Consider the following 20366-nt stretch of genomic DNA (forward strand, 5'->3'; position numbering starts at 1 on the left):
CGTCCCCGCACTAACAAGAATTCGACCGCATTTAATCGTTTCACCTTCGAACTGTCACGGCACTGTCACCCCCGCCTGCTTAGGCAAACTGGTTTATACCAGTTATCGCCTTAAGGGGGGCAAGACACATGACCGAGATCCTGGTGGTTCAGGCCAAACAGACAGCGCTGCGAAGTTTCCTGCTGGCCAGCGCAGCAGCGGTGATCGTCGGCACCACGCCGCATGCCGCTTTTGCGCAAGCGGCTGCCGAGACGCCGGACGACACGTCTGGCGACATCGTGGTCACCGGCTATCAGCGCTCGCTGCGCGACGCGCGCGCGATCAAGAAGAATTCAGTGATCCAGAAGGATGCGATCGTCGCCGAGGACATGGCGAAGTTCCCCGAGCTCAACCTCGCGGAATCGCTGCAGCGTCTGCCGGGCGTGCAGATCACGCGCGAAGCGGGCGAAGGCCGGCGGATCTCGCTGCGCGGGCTCGGGTCCGATTTCGCGCGGGTCCAGCTCAACGGCATGGAAGTCCTTGGCAACGTCGATTCCGCGCAGGACAGTCGCGGCCAGCGCTCGCGCGATCGCTCGTTCGATTTCAACATCTTCGCCTCCGAGCTGTTCCAGCGCGTCGAGGTCGAGAAGACCTACGAAGCCGCACAGACCGAGGGCGGCATGGGCGGCACGGTCGGCCTGTTCACCCCCAAGCCGCTCGAATCGGGCGTCGGCACCAAGGGCGCGATCACCGGCAAGATCGGCACCAACCAATATACCAAGGATGCGCAGCCGCGCGTCGCCGGGCTGTTCAGCCAGAATTGGGGCAACACCTTCGGCATCGCGCTCTCGGCCGCCTATTCGAAGCGCCGCACGACCGAGCAGGGCCGCGATACCTATAATTACAACAAGCCGAGCGCGTCGGACCTGCAGGACATGGTCGCGGGTGGCCTCGACATCTCGCACCTGACCGCGGCGCAGCGGACCAAGTTCCTGTCGGGCGACCTTTATTTCGCGGATGGCAACCGCGTTTCCTCGTTCGACGCGAGTCAGGAGCGGCTCGGGCTTACCGCAACGGTGCAGTGGCGTCCGGCGCCCAACCTGTTGCTGACGCTCGACGGCCTGCGCGGCCAGCTGACCACGCATCGCGACGAATATCACCTCGCGACCCGGCCGATCAACGGCACCGGCTCGGTCGCGTTCGACGGCGCGGCGGGCAAGCCCTATCCCGCCGCTTTCCAGACCGCATCGGTGCTCAACAGCCTGGCCTGGGACGCCAACAACTATGTCACCGCGACCGACACGACCGGTGCGACCTTCGGCAGCGAGCATCGCCGCCAGCTCAACAAGACGCGTTTCAGCCAGGCGGCGCTGACGTTCAAATGGGATGCGTCCGACCGCTTCACGGTCGACGGCCATGTCGGCTACGAAAAGTCGACCTATGACACGCCCTATGACGACAAGCTCTACTTGCGCGGCAAGGGCAATCTGGTCGCCGACTACGGCACCGACGGGCGTTCGGCGTCCTTCACCTATCCGAATTTCGATCCGACCAATGCCGCTGCCTATGCGATGGACAATTTCTACTATCGTGCGTTCAACAACAGTTCGGAACTGCGCGAGGGCGTGATCAACCTGCGCTACAAGCTGAACGACGCCTTCACGCTGCGCGCCGGTGGCGCCTATCACCGCTTCAAACAGGACGGTGCCAATTACTTCTACGACGGCAACGTCAACGGCACGACGGACATCACGCGCGGCACGTCTGTTGCGGGAATCACCAGCGTCTACAACAACAGCTTCGGCTCCTGGGTCGTCGGCGATTTCGACAAGGCGTTCACCAAGTACAAGGAATATCACCGCCTCGGGCCGAAGGCGGATGGCACGGGCAGCGCGCTCCAGGATATCGAGCAGGTCGTCACGACCTCGGAGGAAACCGAGTCCGGCTATGCACAGCTCGACTGGCATGGCGACCTGTTCGGGATGACCGCGCGCGGCAATGTCGGCGTGCGCGGCTATCATACCGATACGCAGAGCATCGGCTGGATCCAGGGCGACAATTACGCCTATCTCGGCACGGCGGACGTGAAGGGGCATTATAGCGGCGTCCTCCCCGCGATGAACGCGGTGCTCGAGCTGACCCCGCAGGTCCTGCTCCGCTTCGCCGCGGCGCAGAACCTCAACCGCCCGGGCCTCGGCTCGATGGCGGCGCAGGGCTCGGCGTCGCAGGACGACGTCAACGGCAAGATCACCGCATCGCGCGGCAACCCCAATTTGAAGCCGTACAAGGACAATACGCTCGACCTCGCGGTCGAATATTATTTCGGCAAGGCGGGGCTGCTGTCGGCGTCGGTGTACAAGAAGTGGATCACCAACTTCATCGGGTCGCAGCAGTCCGACAACATCACCTTCGCCGATGCCGGGGTACCGACCAGCGTGCTGACCGGCGCGACGCCGAGCACGATCATCGCCAACTTCTCGATGCCGATCAACGTCGCGGGGACCAACACCGTGACCGGCGCGGAAATCGCGGCGCAGAGCCAGTTCTCGTTCCTGCCCGCGCCGTTCGATCATCTGGGTGCCGTGGCGAACTTCTCCTATGTCGACGCGGACGAGAAGATCACCGGCATCTCGAAGACGAGCTACAACGCGACGCTGTATTTCGAGAACAAGCTGTGGGGCGTGCGCGGGTCGCTCAATCAACGCAGCCGCTATTACACCTCGCGCAGCGCCACGGTGATGAGCTCGGGCACGCAAGGGTTCGAGGCCACCACCTATGTCGATGCCGCGGCGTATCTCAACGTCAACTCGGCGCTGCAGCTCACCTTCAACGCGGTCAACCTGACCAACCAGAAGGACACGCAGTTCTGGGGCCAGAACCGCTATCTGTACAATCAGACGCAGAGCGGGGCGACCTACATGCTCGGGTTCGGCTTCAAATTCTAACGATGCCGCCTTCCTGCCTCGAGCGCCCTCTCCTCGGAGAGGGCGCCTTTTTCGTGTGTGCGCCGCAATGATCGTCTCGCACCGCCACCGCTTCATCTTCGCCGCCGTGCCCAAGACCGGCACGCACGCGGTGCGACAGGCGCTGCGCGAGCAGATGGGGGAGGACGACCTCGAACAGGTCGGGCTGTTCGTCAACAAGCGCTTCCCCTGGCCCGAGCTCGCGGCGATCCAGCACGGCCATTTCGCGCTGCGCGAACTGCGCCCCTATCTCGGCGACACGCTTTTCGCCGACTATTTAAAATTTGCGTTCGTCCGCAATCCGTTCGACCGTTTCGTGTCCTATTGCGCGTTCATGCTGCGCGGCGGCGATGCGTTCGAACGGCAGCCGCGGGAGACGATGCACCACTTCCTGTTCCGCGCCCCGCCCGAGCAGCACATCCTGTTCCAGCCGCAATCCGCGCTTTTGCTCGACGCCGACGGCACCACGCTGCTGACCGACGCCGTCGGCCGCGTCGAGGACATGCAGGCATCCTACGATGCGCTCTGCGCGCGGATCGGCATCCCGTCCCGCGCGCTGGAACGCGTCAACGCCACCCGCCACGCCGACTATCGCCGCTATTACGACCAGCCGCTGATCGACGGCGTCACCGCGCGCTATGCCCAGGATCTGGCGCTGTTCGGCTACTCCTTCGAGGGGGCGCAATGACCGACCCGTTCTCCGGCAATCCCCGCAAGACAACCAGCGTTCGCCCACTCGGCCAGGTCGACATCGCGGCGTTGCGCGCGGCGGTGCTCGCGATTCCGGAAGCGGTGTGGGACCGCGAGAATGCCGCCAAGCCCAACCGCTTCGCCGCGCTCGACGCGACCCGCCACATCGTCTTCCGCTTCATCGACGACCCGCGCGACTGGCGTGGCTCGCACGATCGCGCACCCTGGCCGTACTGGCGCACGCGACTCGCGCCGGTGCTGGAGCAGGCGGTGCGCGACTATGGTTATGCACGCGGGGTGTTCCCGCGCGTGATGCTGGCGCGGATGCCGTCGGGCGGCGTGATCCACCCGCATACCGACGCCAATCCCGCAGCGAAATGGCCGCACAAGATCCACGTGCCACTGCTGACCAACGATCAGGTGATCTGCCATTTCGGCGGCGCGGACCATCGCTTTGCCGAGGGCGAAGCGGTCGAGGTCGACAATCTCGGCCCGCACTGGGTCCAGAACCGTGGCGCTGCCCCGCGCATCCACCTGATCTTCGAATATTACGACCCCGACCAGCCGGAACCCGACTGGCTGACCCCGTTGCTGCGCGCGAGTGTCGCGCAATGACCGTGCAGGAAGATCGCGACGCACTGCTTAAGACGGCGGCAACGCTCCGCGCGCAGGGTCGCATCCCCGACGCACTGGCCCTGCTCGACCGGCTCGAAGCCGCGCATCCGACCTTCAGCCGCCTGTATCAGGAGCGCGGCCACTGCCACGTCCTGCTGCGCAACACGCCCGCAGCAATCCATGCGTTGCACGAGGCAGTCCGGCGCAACCCGACGCTGCCCGCAAGCTGGGACATGCTCGAGCAACTCCATCGCCTCGCGGGCAACGCCGAACAGGCCGAAGCCGCCGCGCGCAGCCTGGCCACGCTCAAGCAATTGCCCGTCGCGATCGTCGTCGCAAACAGCCTGTTCGCCGACGGCGATCTCGCGCAGGCCGAGCAGGTCCTGCGCGCGTATCTCCCGCAGAACCCGCAAAATGTCGGCGCGCTTCGGCTGCTCGCGCGGATCCGCACCGATCGCAGCGACCCGGCCGAGGCCGAACGGATCCTCCACGCGGTCCTCGATCACGCGCCCGACTATCACGACGCGCGGCTCGATTATGCCTTGGTCCTGTTGCAGCAACAGAAGCACGCACCCGCCCGCACCCAGGCGGAGCGCTTGCTCGCGCAAGATGCGAACCACCGCGCCTATCTCAAACCCTATGCCGCAGCCTGCGTCGGCCTCGGCGATTATGCCCCGGTGATCGACGTCTATGCGCGGTTGCTCGAAGACAAGACATTATCCGCCGCGGAAATCGCCGACCTGCGCCAGTGGCGCGCGACCGCACTCAAGATCGTCGGGCGGCAGCACGACGCGATCGCCGACTATCACGCCGCGCTCACCGCTTGCCCCGACTATGGCGTGGCGTGGTTCGGCCTCGCCAACCTCAAGACCTATCGCTTCAGCGATGCCGAAATCGACCGGATGCAGACCGCGCTGGCACGCCCCGGCCTCCAGCAGATGGACCGCATCTACCTGAACTTCGCGCTGGGCAAGGCGCTGGAAGATCGCGAGGATTACGCCGCCTCGTGGCACGCCTATGCCCAAGGCAACGCACTCCGCCACGCCACCGCGCGCTACCGCCCAGAGGCCGCCGAGGCATGCGTCCAACGGCTGCAACACACCTTCACCCCCCAGTTCTTCGCCGAGCGCGCCGGCTGGGGCGTCGACGACCCCGCCCCGATCTTCATCGTCGGGCTGCCACGCTCGGGATCGACGCTGATCGAGCAGATCCTCGCCTCGCACCCCGGCGTCGAGGGAACACAGGAACTGACCGAAATCGGCCGCTACGCCGCCGAACTGTGCGGCAGCGACCCCACCTGCGGCCTGCCGCTCCACCCCGAGGCGCTGCACCGCCTGACCGCCACGGCGACGCGCGCGCTAGGAGACCGGTTCCTGACCGAGACGCGCCCCTATCGCACGCTCGACCGGCCATTGTTCATCGACAAGATGCCCAACAATGTCTGGCATATCGGCCTGATCCACCTGATCCTGCCGCGCGCGACGATCATCGACGTGCGGCGCGACCCGATGGCATGCTGCTTCAGCAATCTCAAACAGCTGTTCGGCACGACTAACCAGGAATTCAGCTACGCCACCGACGACATTGCGCGCCACTACCGCTGCTATCTGGAGCTGATGCGCCACTGGGACGAGGTGCTGCCGGGCCGCGTGCTGCGCGTGCAGCAGGAGGACGTCGTGACCGATCTAGACGCCAGCGCGCGGCGGTTGCTCGCGCATTGTGGCCTCCCGTTCGACCCCGCCTGCCTGTCCTTCCACGAAACCCGACGCAGCGTCCGCACCCCGAGCTCGGAGCAGGTCCGCCAGCCGATCGATCGGACAAGCCTGACCCAGTGGCGCCACTACGAACCCTGGCTCGCCCCGCTGCGCACCGCGCTTGGCGACGCGCTGACGACCTACCGGAGCTGATCGCATGCGGCTGTCGCAACCCTTCTTCCAGCTTCCCGTGCTGTTCGACGTCGACCGCCTGCAGGCCGAGGTCGCCGCCCTGCCCGACGCAGCGTGGGCGCCGCATCCCGACGGGATCGCGGGGAACAGCGCCGCGCGGCTGATCACGGTCGACGGCGGCGAAAACGATTCGCATCAGGGGCAGATGCTGCCGACGCGCTGGCTAGACGCCATGCCATATGGGAGACAGGTGCTGGCAGGCTTCGGCGTGGTGTGGAGCCGGGCGCGGCTGATGCGCCTCGCACCGGGGGCGAGCGTCCCAGAACATGCCGACATCAACCACCATTGGCATACGCGCGTCCGCGTCCACGTGCCGGTCTTCACCCAGCCCGAGGTGGCGTTTCACTGCGATGGGGAAACGAAGCACATGGCCGCGGGCGAGGCGTGGATCTTCGACAACTGGCGCCGCCACCGGGTCGAGAACCGGAGCAGTGCGGCGCGCGTCCATCTCGTCGCCGATACCACCGGCACCGCCGCCTTCTGGCAGTTCGCCTGCGGCCAGACGCCCCCGCGCGCGGCGTGGCGGACGGTCGCGTGGAACCCCGACGCCACGCCAACGCTGCTGACCGAGGGCGACCAGCGCTTCGCGGTGATGCCCGCCGCCGAAGTGCAATTGCTGGTCGACGACCTCCGCGCAGACCTCGCGGTCGAGCGCGCTACCCCCGATGCCCTCGCGCGTGCCGAACGGTTCGACCGACTGCTCGAGCATTTCGTGCTCGACTGGCGTCAGCTCTGCGCGCTGCACGGGGTGAGCGGACGCGACCGCGACGCGTTCCTGCGCCTCGCTGGCGCGGTGCGCGCGGGCGCGACGCCGCTCGCCGAGGGGCTCGTTATGCGGACCAACGGCGCGAGTGCGCTGCTGGTGCTCGAAAAACGCGTGCTGCAGCATCTGGTGGCGGCCCCGCCCCTGCCCCTGCCCTAGCGGTGGCGGCGCAGGAGGATGAGAGCGATAGTGGCAAGAAACTGCCGTCGCGGAGATGACGGTTGAGAGTGGTCGAGACCCATCAACTGTCGGCCCCGACGCATCAGGCGGAACGGCGAAAAGTGGTGGTTAGGCGACCGTCCGCGATTGGTAAGCCATTTAGAATAGCTGCCATCCACGCGGCATTACAAAAACAGGCGGGGGTTCCCGTACATCACGCATAGCTATTGATCATGGGGACTGTTCGGCGATCTTGAAGGTCGGTTCGTAGGTAACGGGGAAGTTAACCGAGCGGGCGATGAAGCAGACTTCTCCGATCTCGTGATGAATTGCCTCGGCCCGGGTCAGGTCAGCCCCCTTCCCGACGACGATGTGGGGGCGCAGGATGGCGCGTATGAACCGGCCTGCACCGTCAGGCGTGCTCTCCCCGACACCTATCGGGGCGTCGCGATATGCCAGCACGACGATGCCAGCCTGACTGGCTAGATGAAGATACCAGAGCATATGGCAGGCTGCGAGCGACGAGACGAACAGGTCTTCGGGATTCGGCAGTTTAGGATCACCGCCAAGCCGGGGGTCGTTCGAACAGTGGGTGATCGGCTTGTCCGGGGACACGATATCCCAGGTCCTGTCATAGCCCCGATAGGCCTTTGTGCCTTCCCCTCGGTTCCCGGTCCATTCGATACAACTCATGAAATCATGCTGCTCGGCCATTTGGTAAGCTCTCCCGCCAAGGGTTCAACGTCGATCAGGTGCGACGCCTCGTAACCGCTGCGTGAGTTCTGCGATCTGTTCGTCCGTCCAGGCGTTCCTACGACGCTCGCGGCTCGCGGGGTGAAAGCGCAGGCCGAGATTCAAATCTTTGCGCCAAGTCTGCTGGGGTCTGATCGGACGTGGCATGAAGTTGCCGCCGCAAGTTGGGCATACGTCTCCAAAAACATCTTCGACGCATCTGGCGCAGTAGGTGCATTCGTAAGTGCAGATGCGCGCGGCAGGAGAGTCTGGCGGAAGATCCGCATCGCACAGCTCGCAATTGGGTCGGAGTTCCAGCATTTATATCATCTCCGCACCGTCACGAGGCACTGATCCCCGTAGAATTGGATACATGTATCCAATAGCTATAATCGCTGTGAGTGCTAGAAGGAAATTGTGCTCAAGCCCCAGACCACTCCCACACTGATCGCCGATGCGTTGCGTGACGACATTAGTCGTGGTGTGTTGCAGCCCGGCGCGGCGCTCCGGCAGGAGGCTCTGGCTGCGCGCTTCGCTGTGAGCCGCATTCCCATCCGTGACGCGCTGCAGAAGCTGGAGAGTGAGGGGATCGTGACGCTGGTGCCCAATCGTGGCGCCTATGTCGCCACACTAACCATCGTGGAAGTGCAGGAAATCTTTTACCTTCGCCAACTGGTCGAGGTGGACCTGATCGGTCAGGCCGTGCCGCTTTTGGATGCGACGGCTCTGAAGACGATACGCGAGAGCGCGAAGCTCGCTGAGCAGCTGTCTTCCAAGCCGGATTGGCTCATGGGGGACCGGGCATTTCATCAGGCGCTATATCTCCCGGCAAACCGGCCGCGCCAACTCGAACTCGCGATGTCCCTGCGCTCTGAAGTTGAACGGTATGAAGCGATCTATCGTAAGCTGCCTGAGAACCGACTTGATTGGACGCGTGAACACGGCGGGTTGCTTGATGCCTGCGCGAGGGGTGACGTAACAGCGGCGCGCGCGCAGCTATCAGCGCACCTTGATCACGCGGCTGCATTTCTCATCGAACAGATCGTCGAGCAGGATCCTCTACAATCTAGAGCCGGCGGCTAAAAAACCGTCCCTTTCAGGGGGCGACTGGGGTCTGGATAGCGCGCCTGAACGAAGGGGGCGTTTCATGCAGCCGCCTTGTTCAGCTGTTTGACCGCGTTTGGGCAAAAGCTGCCGATCGTCCCGAGATCGGCACCGCGAGTGAAACGTTCGGTTTTCTGACGTGCGGCAAGAGCCCGCACCGCGCCAGGTTTTACGTCAGGAACCCGATCACGAAATCAGCACAAGCTTCCCTGGCGCCCGCCGTCTTTCCGGCATTGCGCGCGAACGGATCATCCCCACGACCCGCTACCCTCAACCGCGCCCTACCCAGTCCGCTCCCGCACCGCGAGATCGACATGGACGCGGATGGCATCGTGCCGCCAATATTCGTGGTCGTAATTGACCACGCGCCCCGCCGCATCGAAGCTGCTCCGCACCACCAGCAGGCCCGGCGTGCCGGGGTTGACCCCGAGCGCATCCGCCGTCGCCCCGGTCAGCGCACAGGGCTTCATGTCGATCCGATTGCGCGCGACCGCGAGATGATAGTGATCCGCCAGCAGCTGCGTCAGCGACGCATCGAGCGAATGCGCGAGCAACCCCGGTGCCAGCGCCGGATCGACCATGATCCGCTCGATCAGCACGGTCCTGCCATCGATCGAACGGCGCCGCGTGATGTCGTACAGCGGCGTCCCCGGCGACACGCGGAAAATGTCGGCGAGCGCGGGGGACGCGGGCGCCATCTCCTTGGACAGCGTCTCGGTGCCGGGGGTGCGCCCCTGTTCGGTGACATAGGTCATGAACCCCGCCCACCGCGTGGGATCATAGGTCACCGCGGGCGGCGAAACGTACCAACCGCTCCGATCGCGGCGATACACCAGCCCCTCGGCCTCGAGCTGTGACAGCGCCTCGCGGATCGTCCCGCGCGCCGCGCTGGTGTTGACCTGAAGCTGCCGCTCGGACGGGAGCCGGACACCCGGCGCGAGCCGACCGCGCGCGATCCCCTCGGCGATGCGGTTGCGCAGCGCGAGATATTGCGGACCGCTCGCGACTTCGCTCGGGCCGAACAGGAAGTCTTCCATCGTGCTTGGCGTCGCCATCGGTGCCTCTCGCTGCGGTTCGACGATGACAGCCCGCGACGGCACCGGTCAAGCCGGGTGCTGGTTGGCGGCGCTGAGCCGGACCAATAACGCGCGGTGGCTCTCGAGCGACGGCACCGTCCAATCGGCGTGCTTGCCGCCATCGTCGTACAGCCGCATCCGCACCGCCGCCGCGAAATGCGGCTCGGCCTCGAAGTCCGCGCGCTCGGCCGCCGACATTACCCCGCCCTGCAGCCCGAAGCTCAGCAGCGATGCGCCGCTCAACGCCTCGGCATAGCCGGGGCGGACCGTCGCGAGATAGCGCTTTGCCGCGACATGCAGCCGTACGGGCTCGGTCACCGCCGGCGCGAAATGCGCTGCGAGCAGCGCTGCGCCCAGCGTCTCGTGGCGGCCGTCACGGTCCTGCAGTTCCGCCGCATCGCCCGCCCCACCGACGAACTGACCGATATCGTGGAGCAGCGCGGCCGCGACCAGCGTCTCGGGCGCATCGTCCTGCCGCGCGAGTTCTGCGGCCTGCAGCGCATGCTGAAGCTGCGTGACATCCTCGCCATAGCGTTCCGCGCCGTGCTGCTCGAACGTGTCGAAGATGCGATCGACGATAGATGCTGACATTACGATCCCCATGACGAGCACCCTGCTTTCTGCGCGACGGCCCCTGTCAGAATTCTGTAGCGAAACTGGACTAGACCAACAAGCGTGAACCGCCCAGCGCGGCAGCTTTTCAGGGAAGCCCCAAGATGACCCATCCCAATCGCCGTGACTTCGTCCGTGCCGCCGGTCTCGGCGCGACCGCGTCGCTGTTGCCGGGGCTGGTCGCCCGCGCGGCAGCGATCGCCCCCCGACAGCGGCACGGCTCGATCGAGGATGTCGAGCACATCGTCGTCTTCATGCAGGAGAACCGTTCGTTCGATCATTATCTCGGCATGTTGAACGGCGTCCGCGGCTTCGGCGATCCGCGCCCGCTCCGCCTCGCGGGGGATCGCACGGTGTGGGCGCAACCCTCGCTCGAGCATCCCGACGGCTTCGTCCTGCCGTTCCACGGCGATTCGAAGATCAGCCGATCGTTCAAGGTCGACGGCTCGGGGCAGTCGCATCAGGAAAATATCGGCATCTATCATCATGGCCGCTTCGACCGCTGGGGATTGAGCGGGGAACTGCACAAGCGGATGCTGCACTATACCGCCGGCGACCTGCCGTTCTACTACGCGCTCGCCGATGCCTTCACCGTCTGCGATGCCTATCATTGTTCGACGCTGACGCAGACCTACCCCAACCGGCTCCACGCCTTTACCGGCTGCAACGGCGGCGGGACGGTCGGCGGCGACCCGCAGATGACCAATTATGGCGAGGACGAGACGCCCAGCGCCGACATGGCGCAGGACAAGCCGCTCCGACCCGACGCCTATCGCTGGACGACTTATGCCGAACGGCTCCAGGCGGCGGGGATCAGCTGGAAAGTCTATCAGGAACACGACAATTTCGGCGACAATCTGCTGTCGGTGTTCCCCGCGTTCCGCCCCTGCGCGCCGGAGTCGGACTTGTACGCGCGCGGCCGCGCCTGGGTGAGCGAACACCGCGACGGCGCCGATCGCACCCGCTCGGACGGCGACCAGCTCGTCGCCGCCTTCCGCCGCGACGTCGCCGCCGGCACGCTCCCCAAGGTCTCGTGGATCGTCACCGCCGCCGACCTGTCCGAACACCCGCAGGCCGAGCCGTCCAAGGGCGAGCATGTCTGCGCCGCCCTGATCGCGGCGCTGGTCGATCACCCCGAGATGTTCGCCAAGACCGTCTTCATCGTCAATTACGACGAAGCCGGCGGCTTTTACGACCATATGCCGCCGCCGGTGCCGCCGGTTCCAGGCTATCGCGGCGCGAGCACCGTACCGCTCGACGGCGAGACCAAGGATTATGGCGACCACCCCGACGAGGACGACCTGCGCCATCCCGGCCAGCACCCGATCGGTCTCGGCATCCGCACGCCGACGATCATCGTCTCGCCGTGGAGCCGCGGCGGGTTCGTCTGTTCGGAGCTGTTCGACCATACGTCGACGCTGCGCTTCATCGAACGGCGCTTCGGCGTGCGCGAGCCCAACATCAGCGCCTGGCGGCGATCGGTGTGTGGCGACCTCACCTCGGCGTTCGACTTTACCCGCCGCGACGGCGACACCACCGCGCTGACCTTCCCCGCGACCGACGATTTCCGCGAACGCATCGCCCGTTCCGCGGCGGGCCGGCTCAACGCGATCCCGGCGGCGCAGGCACCAACCCGGCAGATGACCGGCCAGCGTCCACACCGCGCGCTTCCCTACCGCCTCGACGTGACTGGCGGTCTTACCGATCAGGGCACCTTGCAGATCGCGTTCGTCAATACCGGCACGGTCGGCGCGACGTTCACCGTTCACGACAATCTCGACGTCGAGGCGCCGTGGAACTTCACCGTCGGCGCCGGGGATCGCCTCACCCATGACGCCTGGCATGGTGCGGGTCCGGTGCCCGTGCGGATCGACGTGACGGTGCGTGGCCCCAACGGGCTGCTGCACCGCTATGCCACTGCCTTGACGAAAGATTCGGCCGGGTCCCCGGTCGCAGTGGCCGCCGATGTGGCGCTCGCACGCCAGCCGGAGGATGCGGTGGTCACGCTGACCCTCATCAATCGCGGCGCGACACCGCTCGTGTTCCAGACCGCGCTCGCCGAACCCTATGCGACCCCGGGGGCGCGCCAGCGTCGGATCGTGGTGCCGCCGCACCAGACCGTGGCCGACCGCTGGTCCGTCGCGCGCAGCGATAACTGGTACGATCTCACCGTCACCACCACGGACGATCCGCACTTCCTCCGCCGCTTCGCCGGCAAGCTGGACAATGGCGGCGTTGGGCGCACCGATCCGGCGATCGGCGCAATGCGCGTCCTGGCCTGAGCGCCACGCACGGTGCTCAATGGTACGCGCGCGGTAGAGCGTGACATCCTTGCCGCCGCGCCGGCTACAGCGGGGCAACGGGTCAAGGTCCGGCATTCGCTGCGGCGTGTCGCGTAGAAGATCGAGAGTCAGCCTGCGTGTTGCCATACGCGCGGTGCTGGTCGCGGAACGGGATAGACCGTACTCGTCACCCCCCCTACTTTGACATCGATCTCATTCATTTGCATGGCGACGAAGTAATCGTCGGTTTTTAGAATTTGCGGACCAGATTACCTGGCATCCGGAGAAAAGTCATGAAAACCGAAGCAAAGAAGAACGAGACCCGCGAACTGACCCCGGCCGAGATCGCTCGGGTTGCGGGCGGGTCATATCATCGCGCCACGATGTAAAGTTCTTTGCCGGGGCAATCTTTGCCCCGGCGATTTTTGTTCCGCTGCACCGCTACGCCACGGCCTGCACGGTGCATTTGGCCGGATCCACACTTCCAGAAGTCGCCGATGCGACACTCGCGGACCAGCCGGAAGATGCGGTGGTCACGCGGCCCCTCCTCGATCGCGGCGCGACACCGCTCGCGTTCCAGACCGCGCTCGCCGAACCCTATGCGACCCCTGGGGCGCGCCAACGTCGGATCATTGTGCCGCCGCACCAGAGCGTGGCCGACCGCCGGTCTGTCGCGCGCAGCGACAATTGGTACGATCTCACCCTCACCGCCATAAGCGATCCGCACTTCCTCCGCCGCTACGTCGGCATGCTGGGCGATGGCGGCGCTGGCCGCAATGTGCGTCCTGGCTGGAAACACAACGCACGATGCTCGATGATATGTGCGCAGTAGAGCGCGACATCCTTGAACCCCGCCGCGTAGAGGGTCAGCTGCAGCATCCGTGTCGACATACTCGCGGCGCTGGTCGCGGACCGGGGCGGACCGTACTCGCCATCCACCCTGCTTTTACATCGATCTATTCAATTGCATGGCGACGATGTAATAGTGGCTTTTTAAAATTTGCCGGCCAGACTTTCTGGCATCCGGAGAAAAGTCATGAAAACCGAAATGAAGAAGAACGAGACTCGCGAACTGACCTCAGCCGAGATCGCTCGGGTTGCTGGCGGCCGCCCTCCTCGCAACCCCATGTAAGAACCTCTGCCGGGGTGGACTTCACCCCGGCAATTCTTGTTCCGCTATCGCGGCGGTCATGTCTTTACAGAAGTCACGCGACGTTTGTCGCTGACGACGCGACCACCGACGATCTCGATCACGCGTTCCGCCGACGCAATCGTCTCGGCGCGGTGCGCGACGATGATGCGCGTGATTCCCATCTGCTGGATCGCTGCATTGACGCGACGCTCCGACGCCGTGTCGAGATGCGCGGTGCCCTCGTCCATCACCAGGATGTGCGGCCGCCTGTACAAGGCGCGCGCGAGCAGCACCCGCTGGCGCTGCCCACCCGAAAGCCCGGAGCCCATCGCACCCACCAGCGTGTAGAGTCCCATCGGCATGCCCGCCACGTCTTCGACGAGGTCGGCCATGCGCAGCACGTCCGTCAGCCGATCCTCGTCTACATCGCCGAACGCGGCGATGTTCTGTGCGATGCCGCCTTCGAACAGAAAGTCGTCCTGCAACACCGCCCCGACATGACGCCGGAATTGCGGCCGGCCGTAGCGCGACAGCGGCATGCCGTCGATCAACACCTCGCCGTCATCGGGTTCGAGCAGCCCGAGCAGCAGCTTGACGAGCGTCGACTTGCCGCCACCGGACGGACCGGTGAACGCGACATAGTCGCCGTGCGCGATTTCGAGAGTGACGCCCGACAGCACGGGTGTTTCGCTGGCTGCGTAGGCATAGGTCACGTTTCGCAGCGCAATGCTACGCGGCACAGCGGGCCGAGGGCGCGAGGGATCGGCGAAACTGCCGTCTTCCGGCTCGAGCGCGATGTCGGACAGTCGGTCGAGATGGAGGCTGAGCAGCCGCAGCGACACCCCTTCGTCCACCAGCCGCCGCGCTGCGGTGGAGAAGCTCACCTGATACCCCAGAAACGCAAAGATCATCCCGACCGAGAAACCCCCGGCGAGCGCGGCGCGGGCGGCGAGCCAGACCACGACGACCTGCTCCATTGCAGCCAACCACAGGCTCGCCGCCTATTGTAAGGCGCGAATTCGGTCGTGCGCGTAGCGTGCGCTGAGCGCCTCCGACAAGCGGTTCTGCCAGGACGCGTGGCGCAGCGTTTCGCCCGCGGAAAGCCGCAGCGAGACGATCCCCTGCAGCGACTCGATCATGGCGGTCTGTTCCTCGCCCTCGTTGGTCATCCGCTCCGCTTCCGTCCCACGTTCGGCCGACAGGGTGAGCAGCCGCAGGCCGAGATAGGCGGCGATGGAGCAGACCGGCACCGCAGCCAGGAGCGGCGAATACAGCAGCATCATCGCGAGCGTCAGAACGGCGAGCAGACCGTCGATCAACGCTGCACCGGCGCTTTCGGTCAGCAATTTCTCGACCGGTTGGATCGAGCGGAACCGCGACAGGATGGCACCGACCGATCGCTTCTGGTGCCAGCTCACCGGCAATCTGAGCAACCGGCGCCCGAGATTGCCCGCGATCGTGAACGAGAGGGAGATGCCGGCGGCCAACAGGACATTGGCGCGCATCACCTGAGCAATGCCGTACATGCACGCGAATATGCCGAAACCGATGCCGAGTACCGTCAGCAGATTTTCGTCGAGCGCCGGCATCGCATAGTCGACGGCGATCTGAAGCATGTAGGGTGCGGCGAGCACAAAGGCCTGCAGGAGCAGACTCAGCAGCGCGACCTGGATCAGCGAGCGCTTCAGCCCTCGCATGTGCGACCAGAGTTGCGTGATGCGAAGCGGCGCGCGCTCGTTGCGCGGGGCAAAGTCGGCGGTCGGGGCAAGCTCGAGCGCGACGCCGGTCACGTGGCGCGACAGCGAGGCGCGATCATGCCAGCGCGCGCTGCCGGCGGGGTCTGCGATCCACGCCCGGGTGCGGTCAACGCGCCCGAGCACCACGAAATGGTTCATGTCCCAGTGCAGGATCGCCGGGAGGGCAAGCGACCCGAGATCGTCGAGGTCGCACCGGAGCGCGCGGGCGGAAAGCCCGAGCTGATCGGCGAAAGCGATCAGATCGGTGAGGCCGACACCACGTGCCGACAGGCCAAAACGCCGACGCAACGCCGCAAGATCGCTGCGAAAGCCCCAATACTCCAGGACCATCGCCAGCGACGCCAGGCCGCATTCCGCCACCTCGGATTGGCGGACAAGTTTAACGCTGCGGCGGGGCCACAGCGACACATCTATCTTCGTCATGACGCCGTCACGGCGAACAGCGGATCGAGCAGCCAGCGCAGCAGGCTGAGCCGGCGGGTGGTGATCGTGGCCGACAGCGTCATCCCCGGCCGAAGTGGATAGCGCGCGCCGTAAGCGACGACGAGGGGGCGGTCCAACGTCGCCTCGGCGAGGAAAGACGGCTCGTGCGGGGCCGTGCCTGGCACGCTTGCGGCCGTTACAAAGGCGACACGGGCGGGCTGCGTCCCGAAGATTTCGCGGGGAAATGCATCCAGCGCGATCGCCACGCGCTGCCCCGGTCTCACGAAGCCGACCCCCGCGGCGGGCACCGCGAGTTTGGCGACCAGCCGCGTCCCGGTGGGGACCAGCGACAACAGCGGCCGGTCCGGTGCGATACGCTCGCCGAGGGTCCGCACGACGCCGGTCACCCGGCCGTCGATCGGCGCGGTGATCTGAATCCAGCGCTGGACCGAGTCGCCCGCGGCAGTGCCTGCGAGTTCCCCGCCCCCGCGGGCCGCATCTGCACGGGCCACCTCTAGATCGGCCTTCTCCCGGCCAATCTCCGCCGTGTCGCGTGCCACCTGCGCGACGAGGTGCGCCCGGTCGGCCCGCATGCGCATCATCCCCTGGCTGCGTTCGGCCAGTGCCTGCTCGCGCAAGCGCAGATCGTTGCCAGCCCCGAACCCATTGACCGCGATTGCCCGTGCCTGATCGAGGTCCGCCTGCGCGGACGCAATCAACGTCGCCTGCTCGGTCATCTGAGCGGCAAGCTCGGAAAGCTCGGCCGAATGGCCGCTTTGATCAGCCTGAAGGGCCGCGACCCGCGCGCGGGAGGCATCATGCACGGCCGGGCTACGCACGCCCAAGGCATGCGCCTCCTCGGCGATCGCAGCCATTCGGCGTGCCTCGAGCGACCCGGCACCGGCAACCGTGGCGATCTCGAGTCGCGCAAGAAGCTGACCGGCACGGACGAGATCGCCTTCCTTTACGAAGATGCGGGAGAGCGTGCCCGCGCGCGGAGGCGTGATCCGCGCGACGCCCTTGTCGCCCTCGATCTGTCCGAGAGCAGTGACCTTCACGCCGTATGTGGCGAACGACAGGAACAGGAGCACGACCGTCAGGACGCCGCCCAGAAAGAAACCGAGCACCTGCCAACTCACCGGCGGCGCGAGACTGACCTCGCCGTGAAGCCGGTGCCGCCCCCGCGACGCTTCTGGTCTGAACAGCACTGTGCCCTCGTCCCCCTTGCCAAGCCCAAGCTGCCTATTGCAGGGGCCACGATCCAATCGCTGCGAGGAGGCGTGCCAGCGCATGCTGTGAACGCATCCCGGTCTTGTCGAAAACGCGGGCAAGATGACTCCGCACCGTGTTCGTCGAGAGATCGAGGTCGCGCGCTGCGCGTGCCGGAGAACGCCCCGACGCGATCGCAGCGGCGATCCGCACCTCCGCGGCCGTGAGATCGAAGGCCGCCTTGAGCGGATAGGTACGGTCGTCCTGCACCTGCGCCTCGTCAATCATCCGTACGAGCACCGCGTCGCACGTCACGTCCATCAGGCGCGACCGGTGGTGCCGTGGGACCGGGTCCAGGATGAGGAGCAATGGTGTCGCGGCCGCGCGGCGGATCCGTACCACTTGACGATCTCCAGGGGTCGGCTCCCCCCGGCTTGCCGCGAGCGCAGCCTGGATCGCGGATGCAAGCCTGTGGTCTTCGTCGGCCACGCTCGCGCGCAACCGCCGATCGGGCGTCTCCAGCACGCCGTCGCTGTCCCGCAAAAGCGCGCGCGCGGGAATATTGGCGTGGGCCACGAGCCCGTCTGTTGCCAGCAGGAGTGCCGCCGTCGGAAGCGCGCTGAGCAAGGTTGCCCGCGACAGGCCGGCATCCTGAGCACCGGCAAGTTCGAGGGAGATGTCGAACGACCGGATCACGTGCTCGCGCAGGGACGAAAGGCTTCGCATCACTTGCGCGTGGTACCGCGGTTGCCGTGATCGCAGCGCCACGCTGACCCATCCCGCTCGTGCGGTGCCGCACAGCGTCGGGTGCGGAAGAACGAGATGAGCTTGCTCGCCCTCGCCAGAGCCTCGCGGCGGAACGTGCAAGACCGGGGGAATACCGGTACTTGCTCCGCCGTCGGTCCAGGCCGCCGAATGGCGCCACGAAATCTGCTTGCCGATATGACGGATTTCACCGGCAACAGCCGCGGTGGAGGCCGGATGCGTCTCAGCCATGCTCGTCACGACGGAGTCGACGTCTCGCGAAAAATCGATCGTCGCCATCATCGCCCACGCAGCGCCGGTATGCGCGGCCAGTTGCGCCAGCGCTTTAGGCCATTCCAGCGGGTCTCGCGCTGCGCGATACAGCGCTTCGATCGGGTCCGCCGCGCGCACGCGTTGCCCGCGTCCGCCTCCCCAGCCCTCGGTGCCCTCGTAAAAGCGCTCGACGATGCCGCCCCCATCCATGGTGCCGCCTCCGTGATCGTAAGTTCACACAGTGTACGCAGATATCACCGCGTTCAGACCCTTGCCGCAGGCTGGGAGTGACGTCCCATCCGGCCGTCCGGGCGACGAACGGAATCTCGATCCCAAGCCCCCTCCGATACCCAGACGATGCGGCAAGCGCGCCGCAGCGACCTCGTCTGTTCAGCCCACACCAGCCGCCTTCGGCGGCACCAGGCGCAAGCCGTAGCGGCGCATGACGGCGCCCATCCTCGCGGGATCAGGTCCGCTCGCAAGAACAGCTGAAATGTCGCGAAAATACTGCGCACCGATATCGGGACTGTTGATCACCAGCACACGCGCGCTGGTGCCATGCGGATTGTCGAAGGCATGGATGACCCCGGGCGGCGTATAATTGGTGTCGCCGGTCGCCAATGCGCGTACCTCGTCGCCGACGAAACAGCGCATGGCGCCTTCGAGGCAGTAGAGATATTCCTCATTGTCGTGACTGTGGGCCGGTGGCGATTGCGCGCCCGGGGGGATCGTCAGCTCGAACATGCCCGCCGCGGCACCGGTACGCGTGCCATCGATCAGATAGCGGATCTGCAACGCGCCGATCGCAATGACGTCCTGATCGACTGTGGACACACCCCGTCCCCCCTCACCGACAGCCGCACCTGCGCGCCGTCTCGGATAGCGGCTTGTTGCGCCGCTCCAATGTGGTAAACCATCTTTACCCGTCAAGTAAAGTGTTTTTACCATATGCCGAGGTGCGAGATCGAGCAGGTTCCGAATGTCGAGCAGGGACCGTTCGTCGGCGCTTTGCTGCGCCTGGTCCACCAGGAGGCGCGTTTGCGCGTTCTCAAGATCCTCGACGCACGCGGGCTGGGAGATATTGGCACCACCTATTTCGCGCTATTCCAATATCCCGGCACAGACGGGATGCGGCCAAGCGATGTCGCCAGGCGGCTGGGCGTGTCGAAACAGGCGCTGAACCATATGGTTGGGCAGCTCGAGCGGCTCGGCTATCTCGAACGCCACCCCGAGCCGGGCGGACGGCATACGACCTTGCGGTATACCGAGCGCGGCTGGCAGGTGCTTCAGACGGCAATCGAGACGATGATCGATCTCGAAGCGGAATGGCAGGGCCTGCTTGGCGAGCGCCGCTTCGCGGAGTTCAAGGGCACGCTCAAGATGCTGGCGGGACTGGCGGGATGATCGTCCTTACGGGTCGCCCCTCCCTCTGACCGGACGTTGCGAGATCTGCGGACTCGAGAGCCGGCTCGGTACCGTTTCCGGAATGATCAAGGGGAAGACGCAAACGCGATTCTATCCGGACTGATCTCTCGGTTGGAGATGCCGCTGGGGATCGTGGGGTAAAGGTCTTTGCATGCTGCTGTGGTGCGAGTTCGGGCGAGCGGAGACTGACGATCCAAACGGTTGCGCCGGGTTCGTGTCCCGTATCGCGGACTCCTGCAGGAAAAAAGCGATGCCCTCGCACGGCGGCATTCGCGTCGTTGCGCTGGAACGCACAAAAGCCCCGTCCGGTGAGGGACGGGGCTTTTGTGGTGTGGATTTGGTTGCGGGGACAGGATTTGAACCTGTGACCTTCAGGTTATGAGCCTGACGAGCTACCGGGCTGCTCCACCCCGCGACGGTTCCGCGTGGGCGGAACGAAAGGGGAGATGACTTATGAATGGGTTCTTATGGATACGAGGTGC

Annotated in this window: 18 protein-coding genes and 1 tRNA gene; 9 read left to right on the plus strand and 10 right to left on the minus strand. The window is 65.5% G+C overall.

Annotation, left to right across the window (positions count from 1 at the left end; all coding sequences use genetic code 11):
- Positions 1-128: 128 nt before the first annotated feature.
- The 5 genes from RI03_RS14765 to RI03_RS14785 all read left to right on the plus strand — a co-directional run bounded on the left by RI03_RS14765 (position 129) and on the right by RI03_RS14785 (position 7115).
- Positions 129-2924: a TonB-dependent receptor gene (locus RI03_RS14765; RefSeq protein ID WP_010218214.1), complete on the plus strand. Its 2796-nt coding sequence runs from the start codon at positions 129-131 to the stop codon at positions 2922-2924.
- Positions 2925-2991: 67 nt separating this feature from the next.
- A complete protein-coding gene (locus tag RI03_RS14770) occupies positions 2992-3630 on the plus strand; it encodes a sulfotransferase family 2 domain-containing protein (RefSeq protein WP_010218215.1) in 639 nt (212 codons plus the stop codon).
- Positions 3627-4247: an aspartyl/asparaginyl beta-hydroxylase domain-containing protein gene (locus tag RI03_RS14775; protein ID WP_010218217.1), complete on the plus strand. Its 621-nt coding sequence runs from the start codon at positions 3627-3629 to the stop codon at positions 4245-4247. Before RI03_RS14770 ends, RI03_RS14775 begins: the two co-directional genes overlap by 4 nt.
- Positions 4244-6154, plus strand: a complete 1911-nt coding sequence (locus RI03_RS14780; RefSeq protein WP_010218218.1) for a tetratricopeptide repeat-containing sulfotransferase family protein — start codon at positions 4244-4246, stop codon at positions 6152-6154. The genes RI03_RS14775 and RI03_RS14780 overlap by 4 nt, the downstream gene beginning before the upstream one ends.
- 4 nt (positions 6155-6158) lie before the next feature.
- Complete coding sequence (locus tag RI03_RS14785; protein ID WP_010218220.1) at positions 6159-7115, plus strand: aspartyl/asparaginyl beta-hydroxylase domain-containing protein; 957 nt, start codon at positions 6159-6161, stop codon at positions 7113-7115.
- A 231-nt stretch (positions 7116-7346) separates the two neighbouring features.
- On the opposite strand, the gene RI03_RS14790 is transcribed toward RI03_RS14785, so the two are convergent.
- Both RI03_RS14790 and RI03_RS25260 read right to left on the minus strand, forming a co-directional pair.
- A complete protein-coding gene (locus RI03_RS14790) occupies positions 7347-7829 on the minus strand; it encodes an OsmC family protein (protein ID WP_010218221.1) in 483 nt (160 codons plus the stop codon).
- Between the two features lie 24 nt (positions 7830-7853).
- Complete coding sequence (locus tag RI03_RS25260; RefSeq protein ID WP_010218222.1) at positions 7854-8168, minus strand: DUF1272 domain-containing protein; 315 nt, start codon at positions 8166-8168, stop codon at positions 7854-7856.
- A gap of 96 nt (positions 8169-8264) precedes the next feature.
- Here RI03_RS25260 and RI03_RS14795 point away from each other — a divergent pair, with 96 nt between their 5' ends.
- The gene (locus RI03_RS14795; RefSeq protein ID WP_010218223.1) at positions 8265-8930 is read left to right on the plus strand and encodes a GntR family transcriptional regulator; all 666 of its coding nucleotides are present in this window, start codon (positions 8265-8267) and stop codon (positions 8928-8930) included.
- Between the two features lie 302 nt (positions 8931-9232).
- Here RI03_RS14795 and RI03_RS14800 read toward each other — a convergent pair whose 3' ends face one another.
- Positions 9233-10006: a UTRA domain-containing protein gene (locus RI03_RS14800; protein ID WP_010160735.1), complete on the minus strand. Its 774-nt coding sequence runs from the start codon at positions 10004-10006 to the stop codon at positions 9233-9235.
- Positions 10007-10054: 48 nt separating this feature from the next.
- On the minus strand, positions 10055-10618 hold the full coding sequence (locus tag RI03_RS14805) for an HD domain-containing protein (RefSeq protein WP_238542386.1): 564 nt from the start codon (positions 10616-10618) through the stop codon (positions 10055-10057).
- A gap of 125 nt (positions 10619-10743) precedes the next feature.
- Between RI03_RS14805 and RI03_RS14810 the strand changes: the two genes are divergently transcribed.
- A complete protein-coding gene (locus tag RI03_RS14810) occupies positions 10744-12921 on the plus strand; it encodes a phosphocholine-specific phospholipase C (RefSeq protein ID WP_010218226.1) in 2178 nt (725 codons plus the stop codon).
- Positions 12922-13381: 460 nt separating this feature from the next.
- Positions 13382-13753 carry a phospholipase domain-containing protein gene (locus tag RI03_RS14815; protein WP_238542387.1) on the plus strand — a complete coding sequence of 124 codons (372 nt, stop codon included), beginning with the start codon at positions 13382-13384 and terminating at the stop codon, positions 13751-13753.
- A gap of 356 nt (positions 13754-14109) precedes the next feature.
- On the opposite strand, the gene RI03_RS24710 is transcribed toward RI03_RS14815, so the two are convergent.
- The 5 genes from RI03_RS24710 to RI03_RS14835 all read right to left on the minus strand — a co-directional run bounded on the left by RI03_RS24710 (position 14110) and on the right by RI03_RS14835 (position 19485).
- Positions 14110-15030 (minus strand): ATP-binding cassette domain-containing protein, encoded by a 921-nt coding sequence (locus RI03_RS24710; protein WP_238542388.1) that lies wholly within the window; start codon positions 15028-15030, stop codon positions 14110-14112.
- 24 nt (positions 15031-15054) lie between these two features.
- Positions 15055-16233, minus strand: coding sequence for a cysteine peptidase family C39 domain-containing protein (locus RI03_RS24715; protein WP_238542389.1), 1179 nt, complete (start codon positions 16231-16233; stop codon positions 15055-15057).
- Positions 16230-17441 (minus strand): HlyD family secretion protein, encoded by a 1212-nt coding sequence (locus RI03_RS14825; protein ID WP_238542390.1) that lies wholly within the window; start codon positions 17439-17441, stop codon positions 16230-16232. Before RI03_RS14825 ends, RI03_RS24715 begins: the two co-directional genes overlap by 4 nt.
- 34 nt (positions 17442-17475) lie before the next feature.
- Positions 17476-18669, minus strand: a complete 1194-nt coding sequence (locus RI03_RS14830; protein ID WP_010218231.1) for a helix-turn-helix transcriptional regulator — start codon at positions 18667-18669, stop codon at positions 17476-17478.
- A 180-nt stretch (positions 18670-18849) separates the two neighbouring features.
- On the minus strand, positions 18850-19485 hold the full coding sequence (locus RI03_RS14835; RefSeq protein ID WP_238542391.1) for a cupin domain-containing protein: 636 nt from the start codon (positions 19483-19485) through the stop codon (positions 18850-18852).
- A 12-nt stretch (positions 19486-19497) separates the two neighbouring features.
- Between RI03_RS14835 and RI03_RS14840 the strand changes: the two genes are divergently transcribed.
- A complete protein-coding gene (locus tag RI03_RS14840) occupies positions 19498-19863 on the plus strand; it encodes a MarR family winged helix-turn-helix transcriptional regulator (RefSeq protein ID WP_238542392.1) in 366 nt (121 codons plus the stop codon).
- A 359-nt stretch (positions 19864-20222) separates the two neighbouring features.
- Here the strand turns inward: RI03_RS14840 and RI03_RS14845 are convergent.
- Positions 20223-20299: transfer RNA gene (locus RI03_RS14845), tRNA-Met, on the minus strand.
- Between the last annotated feature and the right edge of the window lie 67 nt (positions 20300-20366).

The sequence above is a fragment of the Sphingomonas sp. PAMC 26621 genome, from assembly GCF_000251145.1.
Lineage (GTDB): Bacteria > Pseudomonadota > Alphaproteobacteria > Sphingomonadales > Sphingomonadaceae > Sphingomonas.